The sequence below is a fragment of the Streptomyces sp. RLA131 genome (genome assembly GCF_056270125.1).
Map to the genome: position 1 here is coordinate 5342441 of NZ_JBWDOQ010000002.1, position 15537 is coordinate 5357977.

A 15537-nucleotide genomic window follows, 5' to 3' on the forward strand; every position below is an offset into this window, starting at 1 on the left:
ACGGCGCGTTCTTGATCCGCCCCCGTACCGCGTGCGTACGCTGGGGCACGATCAGCAGCGGAAGGAGCGCGAGCATGAGCGACACGAGCAGCGCGGACGCTGAAGCGGCAGCCGGTGAGGCAACGGCCTCCCACGAGGGCGGACGGACCTGGCCCGAGCGCCGGACCGGTCCCGTCGTGCGCCGCAGGGGCCAGGTGCAGGGATCCACGACCGACCAGCGCCTGCTGGACACCCGCGGCCCCTCGGAATGGGTGCACGGTGATCCCTGGCGGGTCATGCGGATCCAGTCCGAATTCGTCGAGGGCTTCGGCGCGCTGGCCGAACTCGGCCCCGCCATCAGCGTCTTCGGCTCCGCCCGTACCAAGCCCGGTTCCCCCGAGTACGAAACGGGCGTGCGCATCGGCCGGGCGCTGGCCGAGGCCGGCTTCGGCGTCATCACCGGCGGCGGCCCCGGCTCCATGGAGGCCGCCAACCGCGGCGCCTGCGAGGCCGGCGGGGTCTCGGTCGGTCTCGGCATCGAGCTGCCCTTCGAGCAGGGCCTCAACCCCTACGTCGACATCGGCGTCAACTTCCGCTATTTCTTCGTGCGCAAGACGATGTTCGTGAAGTACGCCTCCGGGTTCATCGTCCTGCCCGGCGGCTTCGGCACCCTCGACGAGCTCTTCGAGGCCCTCACCCTCGTCCAGACCCGCAAGGTCACCCGGTTCCCCATCGTGCTGTTCGGCACCGCCTACTGGCAGGGCCTGATCGACTGGGTCCGCCACACCGTCGTCGACGGCGGCAAGGCCTCCGCGGCCGACCTCGACCTGGTGCATCTGACGGACGACGTCGACGAGGCGGTAGCCCTGATGACCAAGGAAGCGGCGACGTAGCCGCGTGTCCCCGGTCGCCGGGCGGGCCGGCCTTTCGGCGCGTCCGGCGACCGAGGACGCGACACGCCTAGGCGAGCCCGCGGCGGGCCACCGCGGGCGGGCGGTGGCCCGCGATCGAGGCCACCATCTCCAGCACCTGCCGGGTCTCGGCCACCTCGTGCACGCGGTAGACCTGCGCGCCGAGCCAGGCCGAGACCGCGGTCGTCGCGAGCGTCCCGACCAGCCGCTCCTTGACCGGCCGGTCCAGGGTCTCGCCGACGAAGTCCTTGTTGGACAGGGAGACCAGCACCGGCCAGCCGGTCGCGGTCATCTCGGGCAGCCGCCGGGTCGCCTCCAGCGAGTGCCGGGTGTTCTTGCCGAAGTCGTGCCCGGGGTCGATGAGGATCGCGTCGCGCCGCACGCCGAGTCCGGCGGCCCGCTCGGCGAGGCCGACGGTGACCCGGAGGATGTCGGCCATGACGTCGTCGTACGCGACCCGGTGCGGCCGGGTACGCGGCCGGGCGCCACCGGCGTGCGTACAGACCAGCCCGACGCCGTACCGGGCCGCGACCTCGGCGAGCCGGGGATCGACGCCGCCCCAGGCGTCGTTGAGCAGGTCGGCGCCGGCCTCGCAGACCGCCTCGCCGACCTCGTGCCGCCAGGTGTCGACGCTGATCACCACATCGGGGTGGCGCCGCCGCACCTCGGCGGTGAAGGCGACCGTCCGGCGGATCTCCTCCTCGGCCGACACCTCCTCGCCGGGACCGGCCTTGACCCCGCCGATGTCGACGACCGCCGCCCCCTCCGCCACCGCCCGCGCCACGCGCTCCAGGGCGGGTTCGTCGGTGAAGGTCGCCCCCTGGTCGTAGAACGAGTCCGGCGTACGGTTCACGATCGCCATGATCACGGGCTCGTGCGGGGCGAATTCCCGGGTCCCCAGCCGCAGCATTACGCAGTCCTCCTCAGGTGGTCCGTCAAGGACCTTATGCGGTCGCTGACGAATCACAGCACGGCGTGGCACGATCGTGCCGTAAACGTCCGTCCGGACCACTCATCACCTTCCGGGAGATCGTCTTGTTCTGGTTCATGCTCATCGCGCTGGTCGCGGTGGTCGCCGCGGTGGCGCTCGCCGTGCTCGGCGACGGCGGGGTGCTGCGCGACGTGGAGCCCGACCGGCTGGACGACCGGCTGCCGGGCGACCGCCCGGTGGAACGTGCCGACATCGACCACCTCCGGCTGCCGGTCACCGTCCGGGGCTACCGGATGATGGACGTGGACGAGGCGCTGGACCGCCTCGGGGCGGAGATCGCCGAGCGGGACGCCCGGATCGCCGAGCTGGAGGCCGAGCGGGCCGGACAGCGGGCCACGTCCCTGGTGAAGGAGCCGGACGACGGCCGGGACGATGGCTGAGTCCATGGCCGGGCCGGTCGCCGGGCCGGTCGCCGGGCCGGTCGCCGGGCCGCAGCCCGCCCGGGGCCCGGTCGCCGGGCCGGACGGGCTGCTGCGATGCCCCTGGGGGCTGTCGGCGCCGGACTACACCGGCTACCACGACACGGAGTGGGGCCGGCCGGTCCACGGGGACGACGCGCTCTTCGAGCGGCTGTGCCTGGAGGCCTTCCAGTCCGGCCTGTCGTGGATCACGATCCTGCGCCGCCGCGAGGGCTTCCGCAAGGCCTTCCACGGCTTCGCGGCCGAGGCGGTCGCCGCCTTCACCGACGCCGACCGCGAGCGGCTGCTCGCCGACACCGGCATCATCCGCAACCGCGCCAAGATCGACGCCTCCATCGCCAACGCCCGTGCCGCGCTGGCCCTGCGGGAGGGCTACGAGGGCGGGCTCGACGCACTCATCTGGTCCCACGCGCCCGACCCGCGGTCCCGCCCGGTGCCGCGCACCCTCGACGACGTCCCGGCGGTGACCCCGGAGTCCACGGCGCTGGCCAAGGACCTCAAGAAGCGCGGCTTCCGCTTCGTCGGCCCGACCACCGCCTACGCCCTGATGCAGGCCTGCGGCCTGGTCGACGACCACCTGGCCGGCTGCCACGCCCGCCGGGCGGTCAGCGGCCCACGTACCGCGGGGCCTCCTTCTTGAGGAAGGCCTCGAGGGCGATCCGGTGGTCCTGCGACGCGCCCGCCACCGTCTGGAGTTCGTCCTCCTTCTCCAGGGTCTCCAGCAGCGAGTGGCCGGCGCCGTAGGCCAGCGAGGCCTTGATCGCCGCGTAGGCGACCGTGGGGCCCTGCGCGAGGCGGCGGGCGACGGCGGCGGCCTCGGCCGCCAGGTCGCCGGCCGGGACGACCCGGTTGGCGATGCCCAGTTCCAGTGCCTCGGAGGCCGGCACCGTACGCGGGAAGTAGAGCAGGTCGGCGGCGCGGCCGGGGCCGACCAGGCGCGGCAGGGTCCAGGAGGCGCCCGAGTCGGCGGTGAGCGCGACGCCGGCGAAGGAGGTGTTGAAGGACGCGCTGTCGGCGACGACCCGGTAGTCGCAGGCGAAGGCGAAGCCCGCGCCGGCTCCGGCCGCGACCCCGTTGACCCCGGCCACCACCGGTTTGGGCATGGTGGTGATCGCGGTCACGATCGGGTTGTAGTGCTCCCGCACGGTCGACATGACCTGGGAGTCCTCCTGGAGGAGCAGGCCGACGTGCTCCTTGAGGTCCTGCCCGACGCAGAACGCCTTTCCGGTCGCCGTGAGCAGTACGGCCCGTACCGCCTCGTCCGCGGCGGCCGAGCGCAGCGCGTCGCGCAGGGCGGCCTTGGCCTCGATGTTGAGCGCGTTCATCGCGTCGGGGCGGTTGAGGGTGATGGTGGCGAGCCCGTCGCTCACCTCGTACAGCACGGTGTCGGCCATTGGGGTCGTCCCTTCGTGTCCACGGCTCTCGTCCGGGGCAAGCATGCCGGAGATCCGCAGGAGCGAACACCGACGCGATCACCGAAATAGCCGGTTTTGTGGGGTCCGGTTCTCGAACGGATGGGAACCCGTGTTGGTCATCGGGCCGCACGATGCGGGATAATGGCCGAGAACCAATGTGTTCGAGTCCGGTGGCGCCTGGCCCCCGGCTGCGGAAGCTGGTTTCAGGAAGGGGAACGAGCATGGCGGCCATGAAGCCGCGGACGGGTGATGGCCCGCTCGAGGTGACCAAGGAGGGGCGGAGCATCATCATGCGAGTTCCGCTCGAGGGCGGCGGACGGCTTGTCGTCGAGCTGACACCCGACGAGGCGGATGCGCTCGGAGAGGCGCTGAAGAAGGCCATCGCCTGACCCCGGCGAACCGAATTCTCGCGGCTCCGGGCTGTACGTGATTCACGTGCGGTTCGGAGCCGTCGCCGTTGTGTGACGCCTCCGTGGCCTCCGTCGCCGCAGTCAGCCCCTGCGCACCGCGCACAGCAGTCCGTCGTCCGTCGGCAGCAGCACCGGGGCCAGCGCCGGGTGGTCGCGCACCGACCGCATCAGTTCGCGCAGCCGTACGACCTCGGGATCCTGGTGGGCGGCGTCCATGGCCCGGCCCTGCGCGAAGGTGCCCTCGAAGCAGACCAGGCCACCCGGACGGAGCAGACGCAGCGATTCGGCCAGGTAGTCGGGGTACTCCAGCCGGTCGCCGTCGCAGAAGACCAGGTCGTAGCCGCCGTCGGCCAGCCGCGGCAGGACGTCCAGCGCGCGGCCCGGGATGAAACGTGCCCGGTTGGCGGCGAAGCCGGCCTCCCGGTACGCGGCGCGGGCGAGTTGCTGGCGGTCGGGTTCGGAGTCGACGGTGGTGAGCACCCCGTCGCGGCGCATGCCGTGCAGGAGATGGATGCCGGAGACGCCGGTGCCGGTACCGATCTCGACCACGGCCTTGGCGTCGGCGGTGGCGGCCAGCAGTCGCAGGGCCGCGCCGGTGCCGGGGGAGACCACGCGCAGCCCGGCTTCGCGAGCATGACCGCGGGCCCGTATCAGCGCGTCGTCCTCGGCGACGAAGGCGTCCGCGAACGCCCAGCTCGCCTGGCGGTTGCCGGTAATCGCCCTCTCCCTGTCCCCGTGCTGTCCCCGAATTCGCTTGTGCCCGCGTTGGCGACTGTATCCGTTGCCGTCGGGAACCCGTTGATGGGACCGCGCGTTAGAGGCAGTGATGCATAGCAGACACGGTGGGGTGCGGTCGTGAGCACCGCACTTATCCGGAGCTAACGGGCGAGGTGGATATGGTAGGGGCTCTACTGGACACCACCAGAGCCGACAGGGGAGGTGCGGCTGCGGCGGGTGACCGGGGAGTGCTGAGGCGCTTTCGCAGGTCGGCCGACGAGCCGAAATCCGTGACCAATACCGCTGACGAACGCCCGTCCACCGACCAGACCTCCGGCCCTGTGGCTGCCCCCGTGGCCGTCACCATGACGGCGAGCTTCGCCACCGACGGGGACGGACACGCGTGGACTCCGCCCTCCTGGGAGGAGATCGTCAGCACCCACAGCGCACGGGTCTACCGCCTCGCCTACCGGCTGACGGGCAACCAGCACGACGCCGAGGACCTCACACAGGAGGTCTTCGTCCGCGTCTTCCGCTCGCTGTCGACGTACACCCCCGGCACCTTCGAGGGCTGGCTGCACCGCATCACCACCAACCTCTTCCTGGACATGGTGCGCCGCCGCCAGCGGATCCGTTTCGACGCCCTCGGCGACGACGCGGCGGAGCGGCTGCCCAGCCGTGAGCCGTCCCCCGCGCAGCACTTCGCGGACACCCACTTCGACGCGGACGTACAGCAGGCCCTGGACACCCTGGCGCCGGAGTTCCGGGCCGCCGTGGTGCTCTGTGACATCGAGGGCCTGTCGTACGAGGAGATCGCGGCCACGCTCGGCGTCAAGCTCGGCACCGTACGCAGCCGGATCCACCGCGGCCGTTCACACCTGCGCAAGGCGCTGGAACACCGGGCCCCCGCCGCCCGCCCCGGGCGGGCGGCTGCGCTGGTGACCCAGCAGCCGGGTCTGGAGAGCGGATGAGCGCGGGCGAGACGCGATGGGGCGGCAGCCCACGACCACAGGCCGCGGGAACGGCCGGCGAGCACCTCACACCCGCGGAACAGCACCTCGGCGACCGGCTCGCCGCCTTTGTCGACGGCGAGCTGCACGACGACGCCCGGGAGCGGGTGCTCGCGCACCTCGCCACCTGTCCGGGCTGCAAGGCCGCCGCCAACGAGCAGCGGCAGCTGAAGAACGCGGTCGCGGCGGCGGCCCCGCCGGCCCTGTCCGCCGATCTGCTGGCCCGTCTGCAGGGCCTGCCCGGGCTTCCCAGCGGTGACGGCGGCGGTGCGGACGGCGGCGACGGCGACCCCGGCTCCGGCCGGGACGGCGTGATCGGGGCCACCAGCCTCGGTGGCCAGCGGCTCAGCGGCAATGTCTTCGGCAGGCGGCGCGCGGGCTTCGTCACCGCACCCGAGCCGGCCGGCGGTTTCCGGATACACGAGGTCGAGCGACCCGGCAGCGGGAGCGCCTCGCGCGGCCGTCGCTTCGCCTTCGCGGCGGCCGGCGCCTTCTCCATGGCCGCGCTCGCCCTCGGCGGCGCGCTGCCGCTGGAGGGCGTGGCGGACGGCGGCACGGAGGACCCGGGCTCGGCGGTGACCCCGCTGAGCGCCCGGGCCAGTGACGTGGCCGATGTACGCAGCGGCCGCGGTGCGCGGGCGGGGCAGGGACGCGACCTGGTGAGTTCGGTGTCGGTGGCCTCGCCGTCGGCCTCCGCCTCCCCGTCGGTCTCCCTCTCGCCGTCGGTGAACTCCCTGCCGGGCTCCGGGACGTCCCCGGTGGTGCCGGTGGCCCGTCCCCTGGTGCTCCCGGACGACGCCACGCTGCTCACCGCGCCGCCGGCGCCCTCGGCGACGGCGGCCTCCTCCGCCACCCCGAGCGCGTCCGCCACTTCGGCCCCCGCGCTGCTCACCTCGGCGGTTCCGCTGCTGGACAGCGCCTCGGCCACCCCCTGACCGACAGCCTGCGGGCGACGCCGACTCCTGGTTCAATCCCAGTGAGTGCAGGTCGTCGTCCGTAGACCGGTCCGTCGGAGGGGAGCGCATGAGCGTGGGGAAGGCCGCCGGGCCGCAGTGGTGGAGCCGCCCGGACCCAGTGACGCCCCCGGCGCCTCCCGGGGCGCCTGCGGGGCCTGCGGGGCCTCCCCCGTCCCAGATGCCGCCGGAGCGGGCCGAGCAGGCTCCTCAGGCGCCCCCGACGCCCGCTGTGCCGCGTCACGCCCCGGATCCCTACGACACCCCTCCCTACGGCGCCCCGGGCCCCTGGGCGCCCGCCCCGCAGGTCCAGCCGGTGCCGCAGGTCCAGCCGGATCAGCCGGTGCGGCAGGTCCCGCTGGTCCCGTCGGCCCAGCCGCTGTCCGTGGGCCACTGGCAGACGGCCCTGCCCATCCCCGTACGGCCCCCCGTGCCGCCCCGTGGGCGCCGTGGGCGGCTCGGGGCGGGCCTGGCCGCGCTGGTCCTGCTGGCGGGCGTGCTGGGCGGCGCCGTGGGGGCGTATCTGCGGGCCGGTGACGGCGGCCACCCGCAGAGCGGCGCGGTGGCCACCCCGCAGGCGACACCGGCCAAGCGGGCCCCGGACAGCGTCGCGGCCATCGCCGCCAGGACCCTGCCCGGGGTGGTCTACATCCACGTCAGGTCCGCCGGGTCGGAGAGCACCGGCACCGGCTTCGTGCTCGACCGGCAGGGCCACATCCTGACCAACAACCATGTGGTGGAACCGGCCGCGGGCGATGCCGGCGGCACCGTCTCCGTGACCTTCAACAACCGCCAGGTCGTGCGGAACGCCAGGATCGTCGGCCGGGACAGCGGCTACGACCTGGCCGTCATCCAGGTCTCCGGCGCCACTTCGCTGCACCCGCTGGCCCTCGGTGACTCCGACTCGGTCCGGGTCGGTGACCCGGTGGTGGCCTTCGGCGCCCCCTACGACCTGGAGGGCACCGTCACCTCCGGCATCATCAGCGCCACCCACCGTCCCATCGCCGCCGGTGGCGACACCGACGCCGGCGGTTCCTCCGACGTGTCCTACGTCGACGCCCTCCAGACCGACGCCCCCATCAACCCCGGCAACTCCGGCGGGCCGCTGGTCGACGCCGGCGGTCTGGTCGTCGGCATCAACAGCGCCATCCGCTCCGCCGGCAGCAGCCTCGGCGGTGGCCAGGGCGGCAGTATCGGCCTCGGTTTCTCCATCCCGGTCAACCAGGCCAGGCCGGTGGCCGACGAACTGATCAGGACCGGCCGGGCCACCCACCCCGTCATCGGCGTCAGCGTCGACATGCACTACACCGGCGACGGCGCGCGGGTCGACGACGAGGTCACCCCGGACGGGCCGGGCGACCGGGCCGGGATCAGGAGCGGCGACGTCATCACCGCGGTCGACGGCGAGCGGATCCACAGCGGCCAGGAGCTGATCGTCCGCATCCGCAGCCACCGGCCCGGCGACCGGCTGGCGCTCACCGTCAGCCGTGACGGCAGGGCGCGCACCGTACGGCTCACCCTGGGCAGCGCGACGGGCAGCTGAACATTCCTTTACTGAGAGTCCGCCTAGTGTTGGAGTCGGGCCCTCCCGGTACCCAGGCCGGGCAGGTACGGTGATATCCGCCGGATCGTTTACGTAGGAGCTGCAGGGTGTTCTTCGATATAGGCCCGCTCGAGATTGTGGCCCTCGTGATCCTTGGCGTGCTCGTCTTCGGTCCGGACAAGCTCCCGAAGGTCATCCAGGACGTGATGGGGTTCGTCCGCAAGGTCCGGGCGTTCTCCGACAGCGCCAAGGAGGACATCCGCAAGGAGCTGGGCCCGGAGTTCAAGGACTTCGAGTTCGAGGACCTGCACCCCAAGAACTTCGTCCGCAAGCAGCTCATGGGCAACGACGAGTTCGGCCTGGACGACATCCGCAACGGTTTCGACTTCAAGGCGGAGGCCGCGTCCATCACCGAGGCGGTGCACAGCAAGCCGTCCGACACGCCGGACCGGCTGCGCAAGCGGGACGTCTCGGACCCCGGTGAGCCCCCGCCGTACGACTCCGACGCCACCTGAGACGGGGGCCCTGCCCCGATCCGGCACCGTGAGTGGCTATTCTCCCTATGTTTGCCCTATGGAGGAGGCGCCGCCGCGTGGAGACGACAGCCGATACAGCGGACCGCACCCGCATCCGTACGACCCCTACGGTCGACGTCTATCTCAAGGCCGACTTTCCCTGGTACGGCCTTGACGAGGCCTTCACCGGCCATCGCTGGCTCAACCCGGCCGGCGTCAGCGCCGACGGCACCGTGGAGCACGGCTCCGTCGGCCACGGCGACGAGCCCTCGGTCAGGACCGAACCCACCCCCGACACCCGGCGCTTCGCGGTGGTCGTCACCGTCGCCGACCGCCCCGGACGGCGCAGCGCCGACGGCACCGGCGTCCTGGACGCCACCTCCGTCGGCTCCGCGGCCTGGCTGGCGGGCTCGGGGCTGCTGTCCTGCACCTGGCCGACCATGATGGAACGCCATCTGCGGCAGGCCTGGCTGGACCAGCAGACGGCCATCGCCTGGGACCTGGCCGAGGGTCTCGACGGGCCGGGATGGTCGACCCTCACCCTGCCGGTGGACGGCTCGCCGGCCGACTTCCACTACCGGGAGTCCGAGTACGGGTGGGTGCTCGCCGGATCGGCCCGGGGTATCCATCTGGGCGCGTACGGACGGGGAATGAGCGCCTACGGGCTCGGGCTGGCGGCCGTGAAGGACGTGGCCGCGTACGCCGTGTAGCGCGGTGACCGGGCTGGTCCACCGGGTCCGTCCGGTGGCCGTCCGGTCACCGGTGGCCGTCCGGTCCTCAATGGCCGGACGGGCCGGCTCGTCAGCCCGTCCGGCGGCGGCGCGCGGCGGTCAGAACTTGTTGCGCGGCGTGATCCCCAGGGACAGCCCCGCGAGGCCGCGCTGGCGGCCGCCGAGCTTGCCGGCGATGGTGCGCAGGGCCGAGCCCGCGGGGGACTCGGGGTCGGTCAGGACGACCGGGCGGCCGTCGTCACCGCCCTCGCGCAGCCGCACGTCGATCGGGATCTGCCCGAGGACGGGCACGGAGGCGCCGGTGGTCCTGGTCAGGCCCTCGGCGACCCGCTGGCCGCCGCCCGAGCCGAAGACGTCGATGATCTCGTCGCAGTGCGGGCACGGCATGCCGGACATGTTCTCGACGACGCCGACGATCTTCTGGTGGGTCTGTACGGCGATGGAACCGGCCCGCTCGGCGACCTCGGCGGCGGCCTGCTGCGGGGTGGTGACCACCAGGATCTCCGCGTTGGGCACGAGCTGGGCCACCGAGATCGCGATGTCGCCGGTGCCCGGCGGGAGGTCCAGGAGGAGCACGTCCAGGTCGCCCCAGTAGACGTCCGCCAGGAACTGCTGGAGCGCGCGGTGGAGCATCGGCCCGCGCCACACCACCGGGGCGTTGCCCGGGGTGAACATGCCGATGGAGATGACCTTCACGCCGTTCGCCGACGGCGGCATGATCATGTTCTCGACCTGGGTGGGCCGGCCCTCCACGCCGAGCATGCGCGGCACGCTGTGCCCGTAGATGTCGGCGTCGACGACGCCGACCTTCAGCCCGTCCGCCGCCATCGCGGCGGCGAGGTTGACCGTCACCGAGGATTTGCCGACGCCGCCCTTGCCGGAGGCGACCGCGTACACCCGGGTCAGCGAGCCCGGCTTGGCGAACGGGATCTCCCGCTCGGCCTGGCCGCCGCGCAGCGAGGAGGCCAGCTCGCGGCGCTGCTCGTCGTTCATCACGTCCAGCTCGACCGTCACACCGGTCACTCCGGCCACCCGGGACACCGCCTCGGTGACCTCACGGGTGATCGTGTCCCGCAGCGGACACCCCGACACCGTCAGATAGACAGCCACCGTGACCGCGCCGTCCTCGGTGATGTCGACCGATTTCACCATGCCGAGGTCGGTGATCGGCTTGTGGATCTCCGGGTCGTTCACCGTCGCGAGCGCGGCGCGCACCGCGTCGGTGGTGGGGGAGTCGTACGCTTCGGTAGCCATGATGTCGATGGTACGGCGCCCGTCAGGGTGCCCGGTCGTCGCCTTCGTCACGCAGCGCGGAGACCTCCGCGAGACGCCGCTCCTCCAGTTCCTTGAGAAGATCCTGCAGTTCGGAACGGATCCAGTCCCGGGTGGCCACCTCGCCCAGGCCCATGCGCAGCGAGGCCACCTCCCGGGTCAGGTACTCGGTGTCGGCGATGCTGCGCTCGTTCTGCTTGCGGTCCTGCTCCAGGTTGACGCGGTCACGGTCGTCCTGGCGGTTCTGCGCCAGCAGGATCAGCGGGGCCGCGTACGAGGCCTGCAACGACAGCATCAGGGTCAGGAAGATGAACGGATAGCGGTCCCAGCGCAGATGGTCGGGCGCGAAGATGTTCCACAGCACCCACATGATGATGACGGCCGTCATCCACGCGATGAACCGCATGGTGCCCAGGAAGCGGGCGATCTTCTCCGAGAGCTGTCCGAGGAACTCGGGGTCGTACGTCGGCAGCAGACGCTGCCGGCGGGCCCGCGGCTGGTCCAGGCGGACGCGGGGGCGGTCATCACTCATAGTCGGTCTCCCGCCAGTCCTCGGGCAGCATGTGGTCCAGGACGTCGTCGACGGTGACCGCGCCCAGCAGGGAGCCGACCTCGTCGACGACGGGTGCGGCGACCATGTTGTACGTCGCGAGATAGCTGGTGATGACCTGGAGCGGGCTGTCCGGCGGCAGCGGCCGCAGATCGCTGTCGACGATCGAGCCGAGGAGCGTGAACGGCGGGTCGCGCAGCAGCCGTTGGAAGTGCACGGTGCCCAGGTACTTGCCCGTCGGGGTCTCGTCCGGCGGCCGGCACACATAGACCTGCGCGGCCAGCGCCGGCGACAGGTCCGGGTTGCGGACCCGGGCCAGGGCGTCGGCGACGGTCGCGTCCGGGCGCAGCACGATCGGGTCGGTGGTCATCAGACCGCCGGCGGTGCGGTCCTCGTACGCCAGCAGCCGGCGCATGTCGGCCGCGTCGTGCGGCTGCATCAGCCCGATGAGCTTCTCCTGTTCCTCCTCCGGCAGCTCGGAGAGCAGGTCGGCCGCGTCGTCCGGGGCCATCGCCTCCAGGACGTCGGCGGCGCGCTCCTCCTTGAGCTTGCCGAGGATCTCGACCCGGTCGTCGTCCGGCAGTTCCTCCATCACATCGGCCAGCCGGTCGTCGTCGAGCGCCGCCGCGACCTCCGCGCGGCGCTTGGCCGACAGATGGTGCATCACGTTCGCCAGGTCGGGGGCGCGCAGCTGCTCGAAGGTGGCCAGCAGTGCCGCCGCGCCCTGGCCGTGCTCGTCGAGCGAGAGGCCGCTGACCGCCGACCACTCCACCGTCAGGGTCTCCCCGCGCCGCCGCAGCGCGCCGCCCTTGCCCCGGCGGACGAAGACCTTGTCGATCTCCCAGTCGCGGCGGGCCGGCAGCCGCAGCATCGACACGTCGAGCACGGTCACCTCCTCGCCCCCCGTGGGGCCTCCCGCGGTGCTTCCCGCGGTGCTTCCCGCGGTGCCGCTGTCGGTGAGCCGGACCCGGCGGTCCAGCAGCTCGCCCAGCACCAGGGTCTCGGTCGGCCGCTGCTCGTAGCGCTGCATGTTCACCACGCCGGTGGTGATCACCTGGCCGGACTCCACCCCGGTGACGCGGGTGATGGGCAGGAAGATCCGGCGGCGGCTCACCACCTCCACCACCAGACCCAGCACGCGCGGCGGGCGCCCGCCGACCCGCAGCATCACCACCAGATCCCGGACCCGGCCCACCTCGTCCCCGTTGGGATCGAAGACGGGTACGCCGGCGAGGTGCGAGACGAAGATCCTGGAGGTACCGGCAGCCATACGGTCAGGCTAGCCCGCCCCGATCATGGTGGGCGCGGCGGACTGCTCCGTGGGCCTCGCGGCGTGACGGTACGCTGCGGTAGCCTCGGCTCCGCTTCGAGGAGGAAGATCACACGTGTCGTGGGTTCGGTGGGTGGCGGGCGCGGCCCTCGCGCTCACGGCGACGGCGGGCTGCGCGGGCGATCCGGACGCGGGAACCAACGGCGTCGCCAAGCTCCCGCCCAGGACCATCGAGAAGCGCGCCCGCACCGCCGCGAAGGCGGCCGACGCGGTCCGGCTCTCCGGCACCGTCTCCAGCAACGGCAAGACCTACCGGCTGGACATGAAGCTCCGCGACAACGGCGGCGTCGGCGAGGTCACCGCCACGGGCAGCACCTTCGAACTTCTCCGGGTCGGCGACGACCTCTACCTCAAGGCCGGCGCCGACTTCTACGGCGACGAGGTCGGCGCCAAGCTCAAGAACAAGTACGTCAAGGTGCCCACCGGCGACCCCGCCTACCGGCAGTTCAGCGGCTTCACCGACAAGGAGGTGCTGCTCGACGGCCTCTTCGTCCTGGACGGCGAACTCGCCGTCGGTGACCACCGCTCCGTCGACGGCACCCGGACGATCGCCGTCACCGCCGACGCCGGTTCCGGCGGCACCCTCGACGTCTCCCTGGAGGGCACCCCCTACCCGCTGCGCTACGAGCGCGCCGGCGACGCCGGCACCCTCACGCTCGACGACTGGGGCCAGGACTTCACCCTGCGGGCGCCCGAGGGCGACGACGTCGTGGACTACGGCAAGTCCGTGACGTCGTAGGCGGTGCCGGTTCAGGCAGGGCCTAGCCGCAATGCCGTTGCGTTACGGGCTTGCGGGCTGGGGTCTTGTGATGAGGACCGCTTGAGGTCCGGTGCGGGTCGGCTGTGGCCAGGAACGGTGTTCAGTTCGCTTGAGGCGGTAGTTGGACATCTTGCGTTTCACCACGCGGGGCTGGCTGCGGAGGCGTCTGACGGGCAGGAGCCGTTCCAGGAGGTCCTGCTCGAGCATCACCAGTGCTCTGACCAGGAGGTCAGGGGGAAAAACTGCCCGGCGTGACGGTCACGCTGCGCCGGGCAGAGCGCAGCGTTTCGGTGAAGGAGACCCGGTCAGGGTCCAGGCCACGGGTGGCAGCCGTTCTCAGCATGAGTTCCCGCAGAGCGTGGTGGACCAGCAGGTGTGCCCAGATCTGCTGGTGAACACCGTCGGGTGTTTTACTGCTGAGCACGACGCGTGCGCCACGCTGATGGGTTTTGATCTCGGCGAAGACGGACTCGATCTCCCAGCGTTCGCGGTAGAGCGCGGCCAGCTGCCGGGCAGGATACCGTCGGGCGTCCAGCAGGCTGGTGACCAGGCGATAGTCGTCGGTCTCACCCTCACCGGCCCGGTCCTTGAGCCGGTAGGCCAGGACACGGACCACAACCGGCTCCTTGCGGGCCGGGCCGCCGCTCGCTCTGATGTGTGAGAGCCATGACCCGTCGCGGAACTGTTTGGTGACGGGCAGGACGCGGTTGGCGGGCACCCGCCACAGCAGGTCGGCGCCGGTGGCGGTGAACGCCTGCCACAACGGGACGCCAAGGAACCCACGGTCGGCCAGGACCAGCTGACCTGGGCCGGTCGAACGCGGCAGGCGGCCTACCAGAGTGACTTCCCCGGTGCGGCAGCCGGCCAGTTCCGCGTCCAGCACCGCATGGCTGCCGATCTCCACCAGAGCTGCCATCCGCACTTGCGGAAACGCGCTCCTGCCCGACCCGCGGCCACTGCCCGGACGTCCGAAGGCAGTCTCGTTGGCTTCACTGTCCGCGACGTCCCAGCACGTGCCGTCGACGGCGAGCAGCCGCAAGCCCCGCCAGAACGCGCCGGGCGTCGCCTCGGTCGCCATCGGCTTCGCGGTCGTGGCGAACAGCACCCGCAGCGGCTCGGAGCCCAGCCGCTGCCGGGCCCTGAACAGCGAGGACTTCGCCGGAACACGCCAGTTGCCCAGCAGCCCCGAGCCCCGCAAGCCCTCGACGAGATGGCGCATCACTTCCAGATACGGGGCAGGTGAGAACAGGGCCAACGCCAGCACGAAGTACACCACCAGCCGCGCGGGAAGCAGCCGCTGACGTCGCTCGGCACGGCCGCACGCCGTCACCACCCGGTCCACCAAGCCTGGCGGATACACCCAGGTCAACAGGCCGAGACCCGATAAGTCAGACACACTCGCAGCCATCCGAACCACCCCCGGGACGAACTGCCAAGCACAGTACGCCTACAGCAAAGGCAACGGCATTGGGCCTAGCCGCGCTTCCTGCGGAAGAGCAGCCGGGGCAGGGCCGCCGGCGCGGCCCGGCGGGTGGTCGCCGCGGTGACCACGGGGGCCGCCGCGCCGCTCCCGGAGGGCATGCTGCCGGGGCGCTGCGCGGGAGCGCCCGCGGGCGTCAGGCGCAGGACGCGGCAGTCGCGGGCCCAGCGGCCGGTCATGGCCTCGCCGTCGGGGGCGTTGAGACGCTTGCCCTTGAGCTCGGCGACGGCGGCGGTCCAGGCCTCCCCGCCGGGTTCCAGCTCGGTGACCGTGGCGGGGAAGGCGACGAGCCGGCCGCCCTTGTCCTTGCTGCGCAGGGTGACGGTGGCGGTACCGCCGTCCGTGAGCCCCGGCAGTGGCTGCTCGCCCTCGCCGTCGCCGACGACGCACACGGCGCCGTCCACCCAGGCGTGCCAGAGGGCCTGCGGCGGGGCCCCGCCGTCGGCCGCCGCGACCCACACCAGGCCGGACTTCTTCGCGGCCTCCTCGACCAGGGCCCGGTCGAGGAGCGTCTGCTCCACGCTCTGCGTCATACCTGAACCCTATTGCGT

At 72.2% G+C, this 15537-nt stretch carries 18 protein-coding genes; 10 read left to right on the forward strand and 8 right to left on the reverse strand.

Annotated elements, in window-relative coordinates:
• Window positions 1–74 precede the first annotated feature (74 nt).
• Window positions 75–872, forward strand: a complete 798-nt coding sequence (locus RWE79_RS25300; RefSeq protein ID WP_475942354.1) for an LOG family protein — start codon at window positions 75–77, stop codon at window positions 870–872.
• A gap of 67 nt (window positions 873–939) precedes the next feature.
• Here RWE79_RS25300 and folP read toward each other — a convergent pair whose 3' ends face one another.
• Window positions 940–1800, reverse strand: a complete 861-nt coding sequence (gene folP, locus RWE79_RS25305; protein WP_475942355.1) for a dihydropteroate synthase — start codon at window positions 1798–1800, stop codon at window positions 940–942.
• 125 nt (window positions 1801–1925) lie between these two features.
• Between folP and RWE79_RS25310 the strand changes: the two genes are divergently transcribed.
• Together RWE79_RS25310 and RWE79_RS25315 are read left to right on the forward strand one after the other, a co-directional pair.
• A complete protein-coding gene (locus RWE79_RS25310; RefSeq protein WP_475942356.1) occupies window positions 1926–2261 on the forward strand; it encodes a DivIVA domain-containing protein in 336 nt (111 codons plus the stop codon).
• A gap of 4 nt (window positions 2262–2265) precedes the next feature.
• Entirely contained in the window at window positions 2266–2940 is a 675-nt protein-coding gene (locus RWE79_RS25315; RefSeq protein ID WP_475946086.1) for a DNA-3-methyladenine glycosylase I, read from the forward strand.
• Here RWE79_RS25315 and chcB read toward each other — a convergent pair.
• Window positions 2906–3694 (reverse strand): 2-cyclohexenylcarbonyl CoA isomerase, encoded by a 789-nt coding sequence (gene chcB, locus RWE79_RS25320; protein ID WP_475942357.1) that lies wholly within the window; start codon window positions 3692–3694, stop codon window positions 2906–2908. The genes RWE79_RS25315 and chcB overlap by 35 nt on opposite strands.
• Window positions 3695–3936: 242 nt before the next feature.
• Between chcB and RWE79_RS25325 the strand changes: the two genes are divergently transcribed.
• Window positions 3937–4104 (forward strand): DUF3117 domain-containing protein, encoded by a 168-nt coding sequence (locus RWE79_RS25325; RefSeq protein WP_018561471.1) that lies wholly within the window; start codon window positions 3937–3939, stop codon window positions 4102–4104.
• A gap of 102 nt (window positions 4105–4206) precedes the next feature.
• Here RWE79_RS25325 and RWE79_RS25330 read toward each other — a convergent pair whose 3' ends face one another.
• A complete protein-coding gene (locus tag RWE79_RS25330) occupies window positions 4207–4875 on the reverse strand; it encodes an O-methyltransferase (RefSeq protein ID WP_475946089.1) in 669 nt (222 codons plus the stop codon).
• Between the two features lie 146 nt (window positions 4876–5021).
• On the opposite strand from RWE79_RS25330, the gene sigE reads away from it, so the two are divergent.
• The 5 genes from sigE to RWE79_RS25355 all read left to right on the forward strand — a co-directional run bounded on the left by sigE (window position 5022) and on the right by RWE79_RS25355 (window position 9573).
• Window positions 5022–5813, forward strand: coding sequence for an RNA polymerase sigma factor SigE (gene sigE, locus RWE79_RS25335; protein ID WP_475942358.1), 792 nt, complete (start codon window positions 5022–5024; stop codon window positions 5811–5813).
• On the forward strand, window positions 5810–6787 hold the full coding sequence (locus RWE79_RS25340; RefSeq protein ID WP_475942359.1) for a zf-HC2 domain-containing protein: 978 nt from the start codon (window positions 5810–5812) through the stop codon (window positions 6785–6787). Before sigE ends, RWE79_RS25340 begins: the two co-directional genes overlap by 4 nt.
• Window positions 6788–6875: 88 nt before the next feature.
• Window positions 6876–8348 carry a S1C family serine protease gene (locus tag RWE79_RS25345; protein ID WP_475942360.1) on the forward strand — a complete coding sequence of 491 codons (1473 nt, stop codon included), beginning with the start codon at window positions 6876–6878 and terminating at the stop codon, window positions 8346–8348.
• Between the two features lie 107 nt (window positions 8349–8455).
• Window positions 8456–8863: a sec-independent translocase gene (locus RWE79_RS25350; protein ID WP_475942361.1), complete on the forward strand. Its 408-nt coding sequence runs from the start codon at window positions 8456–8458 to the stop codon at window positions 8861–8863.
• A gap of 77 nt (window positions 8864–8940) precedes the next feature.
• Entirely contained in the window at window positions 8941–9573 is a 633-nt protein-coding gene (locus tag RWE79_RS25355) for a hypothetical protein (RefSeq protein WP_475942362.1), read from the forward strand.
• A 120-nt stretch (window positions 9574–9693) separates the two neighbouring features.
• Here the strand turns inward: RWE79_RS25355 and RWE79_RS25360 are convergent, their stop codons facing one another.
• Genes RWE79_RS25360 through RWE79_RS25370 form a run of 3 tightly spaced genes read right to left on the reverse strand, consistent with a single transcriptional unit; the run spans window position 9694 to window position 12686 of the window.
• A complete protein-coding gene (locus RWE79_RS25360) occupies window positions 9694–10848 on the reverse strand; it encodes an Mrp/NBP35 family ATP-binding protein (protein ID WP_475942363.1) in 1155 nt (384 codons plus the stop codon).
• Window positions 10849–10870: 22 nt separating this feature from the next.
• Window positions 10871–11398, reverse strand: a complete 528-nt coding sequence (locus tag RWE79_RS25365) for a DUF1003 domain-containing protein (protein ID WP_475942364.1) — start codon at window positions 11396–11398, stop codon at window positions 10871–10873.
• Window positions 11391–12686: a magnesium transporter MgtE N-terminal domain-containing protein gene (locus RWE79_RS25370; RefSeq protein WP_475942365.1), complete on the reverse strand. Its 1296-nt coding sequence runs from the start codon at window positions 12684–12686 to the stop codon at window positions 11391–11393. The genes RWE79_RS25365 and RWE79_RS25370 overlap by 8 nt, the downstream gene beginning before the upstream one ends.
• Window positions 12687–12801: 115 nt before the next feature.
• Here RWE79_RS25370 and RWE79_RS25375 point away from each other — a divergent pair, with 115 nt between their 5' ends.
• A complete protein-coding gene (locus RWE79_RS25375; protein ID WP_475942366.1) occupies window positions 12802–13485 on the forward strand; it encodes a hypothetical protein in 684 nt (227 codons plus the stop codon).
• A 250-nt stretch (window positions 13486–13735) separates the two neighbouring features.
• Here RWE79_RS25375 and RWE79_RS25380 read toward each other — a convergent pair whose 3' ends face one another.
• On the reverse strand, window positions 13736–14914 hold the full coding sequence (locus RWE79_RS25380) for an IS4 family transposase (protein ID WP_475938055.1): 1179 nt from the start codon (window positions 14912–14914) through the stop codon (window positions 13736–13738).
• A 65-nt stretch (window positions 14915–14979) separates the two neighbouring features.
• On the reverse strand, window positions 14980–15519 hold the full coding sequence (locus RWE79_RS25385) for a hypothetical protein (RefSeq protein ID WP_475942367.1): 540 nt from the start codon (window positions 15517–15519) through the stop codon (window positions 14980–14982).
• Window positions 15520–15537 lie beyond the last annotated feature (18 nt).

Bases quoted from the DNA above. Each gene is read 5' to 3' on its own strand.
- folP (WP_475942355.1), bottom strand. From the start codon at position 1,800: ATGCTGCGGCTGGGGACCCGGGAATTCGCCCCGCACGAGCCCGTGATC.
- RWE79_RS25380 (WP_475938055.1), bottom strand. From the start codon at position 14,914: ATGGCTGCGAGTGTGTCTGACTTATCGGGTCTCGGCCTGTTGACCTGG.
- RWE79_RS25370 (WP_475942365.1), bottom strand. From the start codon at position 12,686: ATGGCTGCCGGTACCTCCAGGATCTTCGTCTCGCACCTCGCCGGCGTA.
- sigE (WP_475942358.1), top strand. From the start codon at position 5,022: ATGGTAGGGGCTCTACTGGACACCACCAGAGCCGACAGGGGAGGTGCG.
- RWE79_RS25345 (WP_475942360.1), top strand. From the start codon at position 6,876: ATGAGCGTGGGGAAGGCCGCCGGGCCGCAGTGGTGGAGCCGCCCGGAC.
- RWE79_RS25300 (WP_475942354.1), top strand. From the start codon at position 75: ATGAGCGACACGAGCAGCGCGGACGCTGAAGCGGCAGCCGGTGAGGCA.
- RWE79_RS25315 (WP_475946086.1), top strand. From the start codon at position 2,266: ATGGCCGGGCCGGTCGCCGGGCCGGTCGCCGGGCCGGTCGCCGGGCCG.
- chcB (WP_475942357.1), bottom strand. From the start codon at position 3,694: ATGGCCGACACCGTGCTGTACGAGGTGAGCGACGGGCTCGCCACCATC.
- RWE79_RS25340 (WP_475942359.1), top strand. From the start codon at position 5,810: ATGAGCGCGGGCGAGACGCGATGGGGCGGCAGCCCACGACCACAGGCC.
- RWE79_RS25360 (WP_475942363.1), bottom strand. From the start codon at position 10,848: ATGGCTACCGAAGCGTACGACTCCCCCACCACCGACGCGGTGCGCGCC.
- RWE79_RS25325 (WP_018561471.1), top strand. From the start codon at position 3,937: ATGGCGGCCATGAAGCCGCGGACGGGTGATGGCCCGCTCGAGGTGACC.
- RWE79_RS25385 (WP_475942367.1), bottom strand. From the start codon at position 15,519: ATGACGCAGAGCGTGGAGCAGACGCTCCTCGACCGGGCCCTGGTCGAG.
- RWE79_RS25365 (WP_475942364.1), bottom strand. From the start codon at position 11,398: ATGAGTGATGACCGCCCCCGCGTCCGCCTGGACCAGCCGCGGGCCCGC.